This is a genomic window from Streptomyces sp. PL-25 (genome assembly GCF_058344915.1).
This window is the reverse complement of sequence record NZ_CP136997.1, coordinates 6,138,421-6,151,549: the sequence shown is the minus strand read 5'-3', so window position 1 is coordinate 6,151,549 and position 13,129 is coordinate 6,138,421. Positions and strand designations below refer to the sequence as shown.

Annotated in this window: 11 protein-coding genes; 4 read left to right on the top strand and 7 right to left on the bottom strand. The window is 74.6% G+C overall.

Features of this window, described 5'->3' with window-relative positions; genetic code table 11:
* Nucleotides 1-92: 92 nt before the first annotated feature.
* Nucleotides 93-836 carry a GntR family transcriptional regulator gene (locus R4Z62_RS27420; protein WP_491521184.1) on the bottom strand — a complete coding sequence of 248 codons (744 nt, stop codon included), beginning with the start codon at nucleotides 834-836 and terminating at the stop codon, nucleotides 93-95.
* Between the two features lie 147 nt (nucleotides 837-983).
* On the opposite strand from R4Z62_RS27420, the gene R4Z62_RS27415 reads away from it, so the two are divergent.
* Complete coding sequence (locus R4Z62_RS27415) at nucleotides 984-1,817, top strand: (2Fe-2S)-binding protein (RefSeq protein ID WP_491521183.1); 834 nt, start codon at nucleotides 984-986, stop codon at nucleotides 1,815-1,817.
* A gap of 326 nt (nucleotides 1,818-2,143) precedes the next feature.
* On the top strand, nucleotides 2,144-3,178 hold the full coding sequence (locus R4Z62_RS27410) for a DUF2637 domain-containing protein (protein WP_064535914.1): 1,035 nt from the start codon (nucleotides 2,144-2,146) through the stop codon (nucleotides 3,176-3,178).
* A 127-nt stretch (nucleotides 3,179-3,305) separates the two neighbouring features.
* Here R4Z62_RS27410 and R4Z62_RS27405 read toward each other — a convergent pair whose 3' ends face one another.
* The 3 genes from R4Z62_RS27405 to R4Z62_RS27395 all read right to left on the bottom strand — a co-directional run bounded on the left by R4Z62_RS27405 (nucleotide 3,306) and on the right by R4Z62_RS27395 (nucleotide 7,836).
* Nucleotides 3,306-3,770 carry an ATP-binding protein gene (locus tag R4Z62_RS27405; RefSeq protein ID WP_389598866.1) on the bottom strand — a complete coding sequence of 155 codons (465 nt, stop codon included), beginning with the start codon at nucleotides 3,768-3,770 and terminating at the stop codon, nucleotides 3,306-3,308.
* 439 nt (nucleotides 3,771-4,209) lie between these two features.
* Nucleotides 4,210-5,952, bottom strand: a complete 1,743-nt coding sequence (locus R4Z62_RS27400) for a pyruvate dehydrogenase (RefSeq protein ID WP_064535913.1) — start codon at nucleotides 5,950-5,952, stop codon at nucleotides 4,210-4,212.
* A gap of 81 nt (nucleotides 5,953-6,033) precedes the next feature.
* Nucleotides 6,034-7,836, bottom strand: coding sequence for a protein phosphatase 2C domain-containing protein (locus tag R4Z62_RS27395; RefSeq protein ID WP_491521182.1), 1,803 nt, complete (start codon nucleotides 7,834-7,836; stop codon nucleotides 6,034-6,036).
* Nucleotides 7,837-8,374: 538 nt separating this feature from the next.
* Here R4Z62_RS27395 and R4Z62_RS27390 point away from each other — a divergent pair.
* Both R4Z62_RS27390 and R4Z62_RS27385 read left to right on the top strand, forming a co-directional pair.
* Entirely contained in the window at nucleotides 8,375-9,367 is a 993-nt protein-coding gene (locus R4Z62_RS27390; protein WP_064535911.1) for a helix-turn-helix transcriptional regulator, read from the top strand.
* A gap of 109 nt (nucleotides 9,368-9,476) precedes the next feature.
* Nucleotides 9,477-9,857 (top strand): PPOX class F420-dependent oxidoreductase, encoded by a 381-nt coding sequence (locus R4Z62_RS27385; RefSeq protein WP_064535910.1) that lies wholly within the window; start codon nucleotides 9,477-9,479, stop codon nucleotides 9,855-9,857.
* A 32-nt stretch (nucleotides 9,858-9,889) separates the two neighbouring features.
* Here the strand turns inward: R4Z62_RS27385 and R4Z62_RS27380 are convergent, their stop codons facing one another.
* From R4Z62_RS27380 to rsgA, 3 genes are all read right to left on the bottom strand, one after another.
* Nucleotides 9,890-10,423, bottom strand: a complete 534-nt coding sequence (locus R4Z62_RS27380) for a methylated-DNA--[protein]-cysteine S-methyltransferase (protein WP_491521932.1) — start codon at nucleotides 10,421-10,423, stop codon at nucleotides 9,890-9,892.
* A gap of 23 nt (nucleotides 10,424-10,446) precedes the next feature.
* On the bottom strand, nucleotides 10,447-11,844 hold the full coding sequence (locus tag R4Z62_RS27375; protein ID WP_491521181.1) for a bifunctional transcriptional activator/DNA repair enzyme AdaA: 1,398 nt from the start codon (nucleotides 11,842-11,844) through the stop codon (nucleotides 10,447-10,449).
* Between the two features lie 92 nt (nucleotides 11,845-11,936).
* On the bottom strand, nucleotides 11,937-13,100 hold the full coding sequence (rsgA, locus tag R4Z62_RS27370; protein WP_491521180.1) for a ribosome small subunit-dependent GTPase A: 1,164 nt from the start codon (nucleotides 13,098-13,100) through the stop codon (nucleotides 11,937-11,939).
* Nucleotides 13,101-13,129: the final 29 nt, after the last annotated feature.

Sequence of the window (13,129 nt, the reverse complement as noted above, 5' to 3'; positions counted from 1 at the left end):
CCGCCCGGCGAGCACGGGCCCATCCGGGGAGCACGGGACCGCCCGGCGAGCACGGGACCGTCCGGCGGGCGCGGGCGCCCGGTCCGCGCCGGTCAGCCGGGGGTGGCGAAGTGGGCGTCCACCAGGGCGCGCACCGCGGCGCCGTCGCGGGCGATCAGGGCGTCCAGGAGGGCGCCGTGCTCGGCGGCGTCGGCGACCAGACCGGCGCGGGCGGCGCGCGCGAGGGCGCCGGGCGGCGGCCACTGGGCCCGCCGGTGCAGGTCGCCGGCGACCCGGACGAGCTGCTCGTTGCCGGACAGGGCCAGCACGGCGCCGTGGAAGGCGCGGTCGGCCTCGGCGTAGGCGGCCGGGCTGCCCGAGGACGCGGCCCGGACGGTGGCCTCGGCCAGCGGGCGCAGCCCGGCCCAGCGTCCGGCGGGCACGGTGCCGGCCAGCCGGAGCAGCACGGGCACCTCGACCAGGGCCCGCACCTCGGCCAGCTCGGCGGCCTCGCGGGCGTCGCGCTCCACCACGCGGAAGCCGCGGTTGGGCACCACCTCGACGGCGCCCTCCAGTGTGAGCTGCTGCATCGCCTCGCGCACCGGGGTCGCCGACACCCCGAGCCGTTCGCCGAGCGCGGGCGCCGAGTACAGCTCGCCGGGCCGCAGCTCCCCCGTCACCAGGGCCGTGCGCAGCGCGTCGAGGACCTGTCCGCGCACGGAGGCGCGCCGCACCTCCCGTGGCGGCGGCACCGCCGGTACCGTGCGCGAGATTCCCGCCCCGGCGGGGGCCGGTATGCCCTGCTCCACGGTCCTCCTCCGGGTCCGCTCGTCTGTTCCGCCCTGGCATGAGGCCATATGACGCGATTCAGGACGACGAGTTGTCACTCGTCCGTCAAGGCACCTTAGGCGCAAGGGGCCGAGGGTTCACATTCCGGAGAAGTTGAGTAAGGTAAGGCTTACCTCTCACCCAGCAGCCCTTCGAACGCTGATCGGCGGTCCCGCATGCCTGTGCACCCTTCGGCCGTGGCGGACGCCTACGCCCGCCTCACCGAGGCCCTCCCGTCCTTCACGGTGACGGAGACCGGCCCGGCGGACGAGGCCCCCGCCGGGGGCGCCTGGGTGTCGGCCGCGGCCCTCGCGGCGGGCGGCGACGCCCTGGACGCGTATCTGGCCTGGGACGACGCACAGGTCCTGCGGGACTACGGCACCCCGGCCCGCCCGGACGTGGTGGCGAGCTTCGGACTGCACCGGTACGCCTGGCCGGCCTGCCTGCTGTTCACGATCCCGTGGTTCCTGCACCGCCGCGTGCCGTATCTGCCCCCGGAGCGCGTCTGGTACGACCGCACCGCCGGCCGCATGGCCGTGCGCCCCGGCTCCTTCGCCTGCCTGCCGGACGACCCGGCGGCAGCCCTGCCCGGCGCCCGCGTGGTGCCCGACGAGGACACCCTGCGGGCCGAGGTGCGGGCGGCCGTCGCCGAGCACCTGGAACCGCTGCTCGCCGGGTTCGGACCGCGCATGCGGCGGCGCGGCCGGGCCATGTGGGGCATGGCGACCGACGAGGTCGTCGAGGGCCTGCACTACGTAGCCCAGCTGCTCGGCGAGCAGGAGCGGGCCCGGCGGGAGCTGGAGCTGCTGCTGCCCGGCACCACCCGCCCCTTCGTCGGCTCGACGGCCTTCCGCGAGCCGGCCGGGCCCGGCGACACGGCCTCGCCCGCCCGGGACCGGGTCAGCTGCTGCATGTTCTACACCGTGCGCCCCGAGGAGATCTGCGCCGGCTGCCCGCGCACCTGCGGCACGACCAGGGCCCCCAAACTCACCGCCGCCGCGGCCGCTTGAGCCTCCTGACCGCCCGTCAGGCGGTACGGAGCACAGCCGTGCGTCCCGTAAGATCATCCGCGAACAGGGCACCCTTGCGGGCACCGCGGTCACGGGAGATTCACGATTTCCCCACCCGGCACGGGAACTTTCCGCGGAACCATCCGTACGGGTAGTCTTATTCGAACTCAACTCCCGCCCCTCATGCGGCAGTTCGAGCAGAACGCCGTCCTCGGGCAGCCCCTTGCACCCCCTTGGCGGTCTCTTGCCCCGAAACCCCCTGAGGGCCGGTGGGATTGGGACACTATGGCGGGCGTTACGCCCTATCCCCATGCAAGGGACCCCAGATGAGACTGACCGACATATCGCTGAACTGGCTGCTTCCGGGCGCCGTACTGCTCCTGGGCGTGCTGGCGGCGGTGGCGGTGCTCGCGCGCGGCAAGCGGTCCGAAGGGAAGACGAGCACGGACGACTCGTGGGAGCGCAGCGAGGAGCGCCGCAGGCGCAAGGAGGCGGTCTACGGCACCGCCTCCTACGTCCTGCTGTTCTGCTGCGCGGCGGTCGCCGCGGCCCTCTCCTTCCACGGCCTGGTCGGCTTCGGCGAGCAGAACCTCGGCCTGACCGAAGGCTGGCAGTACCTGGTGCCGTTCGGCCTGGACGGCGCCGCGATGTTCTGCTCCGTGCTCGCGGTGCGCGAGGCCAGCCACGGTGACGCGGCGCTCGGCTCCCGCCTGCTGGTGTGGCTCTTCGCCGCTGCCGCCGCCTGGTTCAACTGGGTGCACGCGCCCCGGGGCGTCGACCACGCGGGCGCGCCCCAGTTCTTCGCCGGCATGTCGCTGTCCGCGGCGGTCCTCTTCGACCGCGCGCTGAAGCAGACCCGCCGGGCCGCCCTGCGCGAGCAGGGCCTGGTCCCGCGGCCGCTGCCGCAGATCCGTATCGTCCGCTGGCTGCGGGCCCCCCGGGAGACCTACCGCGCCTGGTCGCTGATGCTCCTGGAGAACGTGCGCAGCCTGGACGAGGCGGTCGAGGAGGTCCGCGAGGACGCCCGGCAGAAGGAGGAGAACCGGCGGCTGCGGCGCGAGCACGACCGGGTGGAGCGCGCCCAGCTCAAGGCGATCAGCCGGGGCCACCGCGGCTTTCCCGGCCGGGGCGGCCGGCAGGGCGAGGCACAGGCCCTGGAGCGCGGCTCCTCCCAGGCCGCCACGGAGCCTGCCATAGCGGCGGAACCGCTTCCGGTGCGCGCCAGGCCCTCGCTCCAGCCCGTCCGCAAGGGCGGTGACGCCATCACCGTCGACCTCACCGCGGAGGACGACACACAGGCGCTGCCGCGGCTGGACTCGCTGGAGCGCAAGCTCAAGGACCTGGAGCAGCAGTTCGGCTGAGGGTCGTACGGTCACCGAGTGACCGTGGGGGAAGGGGGCGCGGACCGCGAGGTCCGGGCCCCCTCCCCGTTGTCCGGGCCCGCGCCGCCCCGCCGTCCGTCGTCCGGCGCCCGGCTTCCGTCCCGGGTCAGGCGGCCCGCCCGCCCAGCTCGAACCAGACGGACTTGCCGATCTCGTGCGGGCACACGCCCCAGTCGTCCGCGAGGGACTCGACCAGCACCAGTCCCCTGCCGTTGGTGTCCTCGGCGGCGACCGGCACCCGCGGCCGCGGTCCCCTGGCCACGAAGTCCCGTACCTCCACGCGCAGTCCGTCCGGGGAGACGGTGGCCGTCAGGATCGCGTCGTCGTCGGTGTGCACCAGCGCGTTGGTCACCAGTTCGCTGGTGAGCAGCTCGGCGACCTCCGACCGCTCCGGCGGCCCCCAGCGGTGCAGCAGCTCCCGCAGCGCCCGCCTGGCCTCGGGCACCGCCCGCAGATCCGCGCGGCCCAGCCGGCGTCTCAGCTGCGACGCCGCCGCCCGGTCCGCCTCACGGTCCGCCTCTCCGAATTTCTCGTCCCCCGCCGTCCTCACCGGGGAGGCCCCCGCCGTCATGGGCCCGCCCCCTCGTGCCTGACTCGTCATCTCCCCCGCCCGCGTGCCGATGTCGGTTCCCCTCCAGCTCGAACACGTTCACGGGGATCCATGCCCCGTGAGGTCCGGGGCAGTCATGTCGAATCGTCAACGACCGTGTGTTCGGCCATGTCCGGGCACTCCCGGCAGCGCCCCACGGGGGCGTCGCGGACCGCCCTGCCGTGGGCCCCGGGCAGGGCCGGTGCCCCACCGGACGCGCCCGGGATGCCCGGCCGCCCGGCCCGCGGTTCCCGGGCCGGGCCGCCGCCGCCCGCACCCGGCCGATTCCGGCCACGCATGGGCCCGTACGGGTCTGTACGGGCCTGTACGGACACTCATGGTCGCTCAGGTGTACGACAGCCGGGCGGACGCGCCGCGGCCGGAACTTGGCCGGAGTACGACGCTCTCCACGGGGGCGCCCTCAGGGCCGCGGCACGTTGCGCAGGTTCGACCGGGCCATCTGGAGCATCCGCCCCACCCCGCCGTCGAGCACGATCTTGGACGCCGACAGGGCGAAGCCGGACACCATCTCGGCGCTGATCTTCGGCGGGATGGACAGGGCGTTGGGGTCGGTGACGACGTCCACCAGCGCGGGACCCTTGTGTTTGAACGCGTCCTTCAGGGCGCCCGCCAGCTCCTTGGGTTTCTCCACCCGGACACCGTGCGCGCCGCAGGCACGGGCGACGGCGGCGAAGTCCGGGTTCTTGTTGGTGGTGCCGTACGAGGGCAGGCCCGCGACCAGCATCTCCAGCTCCACCATGCCGAGCGAGGAGTTGTTGAACAGCACCACCTTCACCGGCAGGTCGTACTGGACCAGGGTCAGGAAGTCCCCCATCAGCATGGCGAAGCCGCCGTCCCCGGACAGCGAGACCACCTGCCGGTTCCGGTCGGTGAACTGGGCGCCGATCGCCATCGGCAGCGCGTTCGCCATGGACCCGTGCGAGAAGGAACCGATGATCCGGCGGCGCCCGTTGGGCGAGAGATAGCGGGCGCCCCACACGTTGCACATGCCGGTGTCGATGGTGAACACGGCGTCGTCGGCGGCGAGGTCGTCCAGTACGGCGGCCACGTACTCGGGATGGATCGGGACGTGCTTGTCGACCTTGCGCGTGTACGCCTTGACGACCCCCTCCAGCGCGTCCGTGTGCTTCTTGAGCATCCGGTCCAGGAACCGCCGGTTCGTCTTCTCCCGCACCCGGGGGATCAGACAGCGCAGCGTCTCCCTCACATCGCCCCACACGGCCAGGTCGAGCTTGGACCGCCGGCCCAGCACCTCGGGCCGCACGTCGACCTGTGCGATCTGCACGTCGTCGGGCAGGAACGCGTTGTACGGGAAGTCCGTGCCGAGCAGGATCAGCAGGTCGCACTCGTGGGTGGCCTCGTAGGCGGCGCCGTAGCCGAGCAGCCCGCTCATCCCGACGTCGTACGGATTGTCGTACTGGATCCACTCCTTGCCGCGCAGCGCGTGCCCCACCGGTGACTTGACCTTCCCGGCGAACTCCATCACCTCGGCGTGCGCGCCCGCCGTGCCGCTGCCGCAGAACAGGGTGACCTTGCCGGCCGCGTCGATCATCCGGACCAGCCGGTCGATCTCCGCGTCGCCGGGCCGGACGGTGGGCCGCGAGGTCACGATGGCGGTCTCGGCGGCCTTGTCGGGCGCCGGCTCGGCCGCGATGTCGCCGGGCAGCGTGACGACGCTGACCCCGCTGCGGCCCACCGCGTGCTGGATGGCGGTGTCCAGCAGCCGGGGCATCTGCTTGGCGCTGGAGATCAGCTCGCTGTAGTGGCTGCATTCCTGGAACAGCCGGTCGGGATGCGTCTCCTGGAAGTAGCCGAGGCCGATCTCGCTGGACGGGATGTGCGAGGCGAGGGCGAGCACCGGGGCCATGGAGCGGTGGGCGTCGTACAGACCGTTGATGAGGTGCAGGTTGCCGGGGCCGCAGGAGCCGGCACAGGCCGTCAGCTTCCCGGTGATCTGTGCCTCGGCACCGGCCGCGAACGCGGCGGTCTCCTCGTGGCGTACGTGGATCCAGTCGATGGCGGAGTTGCGCCGGACCGCGTCGACGACCGGGTTGAGGCTGTCCCCGACGACGCCGTACAGGCGTTTGACACCGGCACGGACGAGGATGTCGACGAACTGCTCTGCGACGTTCTGCTTGGCCATGCTCCCGGTACCCTTCGGTCTTTGGCCGACTGCCGCCGACCACTGCGGACTCCTGGGTCCATGAATTCACAGCCCCGTCGCTCACGCCTCCCAGATGGCGGCGGCGCTGCGGTCGTCCGCGTAGCCCTTCACCCGCACCTGGGCGTCCGCGAGGAACGCGGCGAGACCCGGCACGGCGGAACCGGCCCACCGCCGGGCGAGATACACGCCCAGTTCGGCCTCGCCGCGCAGCGGCTCGGCGAGGCCGCCGGTGCACATCAGGAGGGTGTCACCCGGCCGGGCTACCCCGGCACGGAAGCGGAAGGGCTCCGCGTGGGGCGGCCGAGACTCCTCCGCGTGCGCGGACCGCGGGTCCTGCGGGGCCGGGGCGCCGAGATCCAGGGTGAACGGGTCGGTGGGCCCGGCGGCCTGTCCGGACGGCTCGGGCGGACCCAGCGACTCGGGCGGCTGCGGCGGGTGGGGAGGCTGCGGCCGCTGGTGGGGGCCCGGCTGTCCGGACGGGTCCGGTTCGTCGGTGACACGGGGTTCGATGTCCTGCCAGGCACCGTCCCGCAGCCGGAAGAGGCCGCCCCCGCCCACCCCGAAGAAGACCCGCGTCCGGCAGTGCGGGTCGGCGGGCAGCAGCAGACAGCGCAGCGTGGCCGCGTACTCCTCCGGGGCCAGGCCCTGTTCCACGGCGCTGGCGCGGAGTCTGCCCAGGCTGCGGTCGGTGAGCCGCTGGAGACCGGACTTCAGCTCACCGCGCCGGGCCGCCCGGATGTCCTCGGCCAGCCGGACGTGACTGCGGCCGACCGCCCGCGCGATCCACCGGCACACCTCGGCCGCCGCGCGGTGCGCGCCCGGTCTCGCGCGCACGCCGGTGGCCATCGCGACGAGGATCAGCGCCTGCTCGCCCGCGCCGAAGCGCGCGGTGAGCAGCGCGTCCCGGCGCGGCTCGCCCCGGTAGCGCGGCGAATCGCCGCGGACCGAGACGGCACGCAGCGTACAGGCGCCGTACCGGGCGCCGTCCACCACGGTGTCCGGGACCAGATCGTCGAGCGCGTCGGGGTCGGCGGCCGGGAGCGCGGTGGGCTCGGCGTCGTACGTCGGCGGCCCGGACCCCACGTGGGCGACGACGAGCGAGGCGGGGGCCGGCGGGCCGTCGGGGCCGTCGGGCCCGGTCGGCGGGGACGGGGGCGCGGCCGGTGGGGCCTCCCAGGGGGCCCGCTGCCACCAGGAGGCCGGTCCGGGACCCGGCCCGCCGGGAGCCGGCCCGTCGAGACCCGGCCCGTCCGGAGCCGGTCCGTCCGGAGCCGCAGCGGGGCGCGGGGCTGCCGCCGGGGATCCGGTGGGGGCTCCGGTGCCGGATGCCGTTCCAGCGCCGGATGCCGTCAGTCGCATGGTCGGCGGGCCGTCCGCGAGCAGGTCCGGGCACATGTCTGGTTCCGGGTCCAGTGCCGGTGCCCGTGCCGGGTCCAGGTCCGGTACCGGGTCCAGGTCCGATGCCGGGTCCAGGTGCGGGTCCGGGCCCAGGTGCGGGTCCGGAACGGGATCCTGGCCTCGGCCGGAGTTCTGGTCCTGCCCCTGCTCCCGGCCCCTGTCCAGGCCGTTGCCCAGTCCCAGTCCCTGGTCCTGGCCCACGTCCCGGTCCAGGTCCAGGTCCAGGGCCGGACAGGGGTACGGGCCCGGGTCCAGATCCAGGTCCGGGCGGTCGGACCGGTCCCCCTCCCCCGCAGGAACTGCGGCCGGGCCCGCGGCCCGGTCCAGCGCCCCGGACGCCGAGGCGAAACGGTCGTCCAGGGAATCGGCCGCGGCCGTGGGACCCGTGTCCTCGGTGGAGTCGTCGTACAACTGCCGCCACCAGTCGTCCTCATGACCGGTGGGCCTTCCCCCCTGCTGGCTCATGCCCCCGATTGTTCACCGCGCGGGCCGGAGGAAAACGGGGCATCGGGAAAATCCGGCCCCGGCGGACGACCGGAACGGCCTGCCGGGCTACGTATCGAACTCATGTACGGAAGGTGCCGCCGGGCGGTCCCACCCCCCACGGGAGAACCGCCCGGCGACGTCTGGTGGACCCGGGTCAGGGTCAGGTTCCGGACGGCCGGAACCAGGCCGTCCAAGAGGTCCGCGGCCGCCGGTCGCGGCTGCCGGACCGAGTCGTACGGCGAGCCGCGCGCCGGTGTGCGCGCTGAGGCGTGCGCCGGAGTGGCCGGCCGTGTCCCCGCAGGCCACCCGCGTGGGCCACCCCGGCGAGGCCGGCTGACGAGCCGCCGTCACCGGCTCCTCGGTGGTGCCACCTTGTCAGGATGACCAGGGCTACGGCGATGATGTTGGGCGGCGGGTTTGCGCCGTGGCTGTTTCCCGCCACCGCGGCCCGCCGCCGGCCGGCGGCGGGCGACCGGCGACAGGACCCGAAGAGCCTGAAGAGGAGGAACCGCAGCTGATGCTGGCAGCGATAGGGCTGGACGAGAGGCACGAGTCGGCGTACCGGGCGCTGGTGGCGGTGGGCGCCGCCGACGTGCCCGACCTCGCCCGGCGGCTGATGCTCGGCGAGCACGACACCGAGCGCGCCCTGCGCCGGCTGGAGCGGCACGGGCTCGCGGCCCAGTCCTCGGCCCGGCCGGGCCGCTGGGTCGCCGCCCCGCCCGGGGTGGCGCTCGGCGCGCTGCTCACCCAGCAGCGGCACGAGCTGGAGAAGGCGGAGCTGGCCGCCGCGCTGCTCGCCGAGGAGTACCGCGCGGCGGCGGCCGAGCCGTCGGTGCACGATCTGATCGAGGTGGTCACCGGCGCCTCCGCGGTCGCCCAGCGCTTCCTCCAGTTGCAACTGGGCGCGGCCGACGAGGTGTGCGCCCTGGTCACCGGCAATCCGATGGTGGTCTCCGGGATGGAGAACGACGCCGAGGAGCAGGCGGCGGGCCGCGGTGTGCGCTACCGGGTGGTGGTCGAGCGCGCGGTGCTCGACCTGCCGCACGGCATCACGGAGCTGACCGCCGCGCTGGGCCGCGACGAACGGGTGCGGGTCGTCGACGAGGTGCCGACCAAACTGGTCGTCGCGGACCGGGCGCTGGCCATGGTGCCGCTCACCTCCCGCATGGCGGAGCCCGCCGCGCTCGTCGTGCACTCCAGCGGTCTGCTGGAGCTGCTGTCGGGGCTGTTCGAGTCGGTGTGGCGGGGCGCGCTGCCGCTGCGCCTCGGCGCGTCCGGTGTCGTCGAGCAGGGCCCGCACGCCCCGGACGCCACCGACCTCCAGGTGCTCTCCCTGCTCCTGGCGGGGCTGACCGACGCGAGCGTCGCCAAACAGCTCGACCTGGGCCTGCGGACGGTGCAGCGGCGGGTGAAACGGCTGATGGAGCTGACCGGTGTGAGCACCCGACTGCAACTGGGCTGGCACGCCTACGAACGCGGCTGGGTGGCCCGGGAACCGCACGATGTGTGACCCGCCGGGCGGCCCGCCCGGCAGGTGGGCCGGGCCGGGCCGCCCGTTCGCGGCGTGCCCCGGGGAGGGCGCGGTGCGCCGGCCGCTTCCGAGGTGCTTGGCTGCTGCCATGACCGAATTCACCGAGGCGGAGCGCGCCTATCTGAGGACCCAGCGGCTGGGGCGGCTGGCCACCGTCGATCCGCGCGGCCAGCCGCAGGCCAACCCCGTCGGCTTCTTCCCGCAGGACGACGGCACCATCCTGATCGGCGGCCAGGCGATGGGCCGGACGAAGAAGTGGCGCAATCTGCGGCAGAACCCCAAGGTCGCCCTGGTCGTCGACGACATCGTCAGCCTCGACCCCTGGAAGGTGCGCGGCGTGGACATCCGCGGCGAGGCCGAACTCCTCACCGGGACGCACACCCTGGGTCCGCGGTTCAGCGAGGAGGTGATCCGCGTCCATCCGCGGTGGATCCACAGCTGGGGGCTGGACGACGGCCGGGACGGCTGACCCCGGGGCCCGGCCCACGGCGGCGGTACGTCCTACGGCAGCGGTACGCCCTCCAGCGCGAGCAGCCGCACCTTGCGGTCCAGCCCGCCGGCGTACCCGGTGAGCGTGCCGTTGGCGCCGATCACCCGGTGGCAGGGGCGCACCACGAGCAGCGGGTTGGCGCCGATGGCGCCGCCGACGGCGCGCACGGCCGCCCGGGAGGCCCCGATCCGCGCGGCGATCTCACCGTACGTCGTGGTCGTGCCGTACGGGACGGCGTCCAGCGCGGCCCACACCCGCTCCCGGAACGCGGTGCCCTCGCTGCGCAGCGGCAGGGCGAACTCCCTGAGTTCACCGGCGAAGTAGGCCCGCAACTGCTCCTCGGCCGCCCGGAACGGGCCGGTGTCGTGCCGCCAGTCGTCCCGCACGGTGCGTCCGCCCTTCTGGCCGGGCACGGACAGGGAGGTGAGGACACCGTCCGTGTCGGCGGTCAGGAGCAGTTGTCCGAGCGGGCTGTCGCAGCGCGTCCAGTAGGTCGCTCCCGCCTCGGCGAGGGGGGCGCCGGGGGCCTCGATGACGGTCTCCATGCTGGTCACGGTGGTCACGGTGGTCACGGTGTCTCCAAGTCGTCTGCCACCCGCAGGTGGAGGAGTGCGTACGAGCGCCAGGGGCGCCAGTGGTCGGGGACCGGCACGCCGGGCGGGGCCACGTCGGGGTCGCCGAGGGCGCGGGTGCGGACGGCGGCGGCCGTGGCGGCGTCCAGGCCGGGCACCGCGAGCAGCGCCCGGTGCGCCTCGTCCCGGTCGGCGCCGGGGTCCAGCCGTACCGCGCCGTCGGCGAGGGCGGCGGCCAGCGCGCCGAGGGTACCGCCGGGCTCGGCGCCCGCGAGCGCGGCGGGTTCCGGGAACAGATGGGTCAGCGTGCCGCAGGGCGCGTCGAGCGCCTTGCCGTGGCGCCGCACCATTTCCCCGGCCGCCTCCGGTCCCGTCAGCGCCCGCAGCGCCGTCTCGTCGGGGTCGGCGGAACCCGGCGACCGCAGTCCCGGCCTGGCCGCGACCAGCGGGGCCAGCCGGGGGTCGGCGCCGAGCCGTTCGTCGACGGCGTACGGATCGGCGTCGAGGTCGAACAGCCGCCGCAGCCGCTGGACGGCCGTCGTCAGGTCGCGCGGGTCGGTCAGGTGCAGCCGGGCCTCCAGCCAGCCGCCCGGGTGGGCGCAGGAGGCGGTGCGCGGTCCGCCGGGGCGCTCGTCGACGGCGACGGTCCCGGTGCCGTGGGGCAGCCGCAGGGTCCGCCGGTACGTACGCGCGCCCGGCCGGCCGCTCACCTCCTCGACGCCGGGCACGGCCTCGCGGCTCAGCAGGTCGAAGACGGGTCCGACCTGGTAGGGGCCGCGGTGGGCGAGCCGCAGCGGTATTCCGGCGGTGGGCGTGGCCGCCCGCCGGTGCCTGGTGCGGGGCGCGGCGGCCCGCAGCTCGCTCGGGGTCGCGGCGTAGACCTCCCGGATCGTGTCGTTGAACTGCCGCACGCTGGCGAACCCGGCCGCGAAGGCGATCTCGGTCACCGGCAGACCGGTGGTCTGGAGCAGCACCCGGGCGGTGTGCGCGCGCTGCGCGCGGGCGAGGGCGACCGGCCCGGCGCCCACCTCGGCGGTGAGCTGGCGCTGCACCTGCCGTGCGCTGTAACCGAGCCGGGCGGCGAGCCCGCCCACGCCCTCGCGGTCGATCACGCCGTCGCCGATCAGCCGCATGGCCCGGCCGACTACGTCGGCCCGCACGTTCCACGCGGCCGAGCCGGGCACCGCGTCCGGCCGGCACCGCCGGCAGGCGCGGAAGCCCGCGCCCTGGGCGGCGGCGGCCGTGGCGTAGTAGCGCACATTGCGTTGTTTCGGGGTCACGGCCGGGCAGCTGGGACGGCAGTAGATCCCGGTCGTCTCGACGGCGAAGAAGAACTCTCCGTCGAACCGGCCGTCCCGGCTACGGACCGCCTCGTACCTGGTGTCCTCGTCCATCACACCGTCCAGTGTCCGCCCCCCTGCCGTCCTCGGCTGGCGGGAATCGGACACGGGCTTCGAGGCCGCTGCCAGGCTCCGCCGCGGCCCCGCTATCCCCAGCGCCCCCGCTTCGCCTCCATGGCGGCCCGGCCCTCCGCCCCCTTGCGCTTCCAGTCGCGGCGGATCTCCGCCCGCAGCCGCGCGTCGGTCTTGGCGACGATGCGCTGGTTCTCGCGCATCAGCTTGCGGTAGCTCTCCAGCCGCCGCTCGGGCAGCTCGCCCGAGTCGATGGCGGCCAGCACCGCGCAGCCCGGCTCGCTGAGATGGGCGCAGTCCTGGAACCGGCACCCCCCGGCCAGCTCCTCGATCTCGGCGAACACCTGTCCGACACCGCTCTCGGCGTCCCACAGGCCGACCCCGCGCAGCCCCGGCGTGTCGATCAGTACGCCGCCGCCGGGCAGGGCGAGCAGATTGCGGGTGGTGGTGGTGTGCCGGCCCTTGCCGTCGACGTCCCGGGCGGCCCGCACCTCCATCACCTCCTCGCCCAGCAGCGCGTTGGCGAGGGTCGACTTGCCCGCACCGGACTGCCCCAGCAGCACGGACGTGCCCCCGGAGACGGCGGCGAGGAGCGCGTCGAGCCCCTCCCCCGCCATCGAGCTGACCGCGAGCACCGGCACCCCGGGCGCCGCCGTCTCCACGTCCTGGACGAGGTACGACAGCGCCACCGGGTCGGGCACCAGATCCGCCTTGGTCAGCACGACCAGCGGCTGCGCGCCCGACTCCCAGGCCAGCGCGAGGAACCGCTCGATCCGGCCGAGGTCCACCTCGACGGCCAGCGACACGGCGACGATCGCGTGGTCCACGTTGGCGGCGAGGATCTGCCCCTCGGACCGCTTGGAGGAGGTGGAGCGCAGGAAGGCGGTCCGGCGCGGCAGGTACGTACGGACGTAGCGCGGGTTGCCGCCGGGTTCGACGGCGACCCAGTCACCGGTGCACACCACCCGCATCGGATCGTGCGGCGTCACGAACGCGGTGTCCGCGCGCAGCACACCGCCCGCGGTGACGACGTCGCACTGCCCGCGGTCGACCCGCACCACCCGCCCGGCGAGCAGCCCCTGCTCACCGTACGGGCCGAACTCCGCCGCCCAGCCCTCGTCCCAGCCGTACCGGACGAGCGCCGCCTCACCGGCGGAGGAGGGAGCGGAGGAGGAAGAAGACGCGGAGGAAGAACTGGCGGAAGAAGAAGCAGAAGAAGACGAAGCATGGAGAAACAAGGGGAACCCTTCACAGGGCGGCCCCGGGC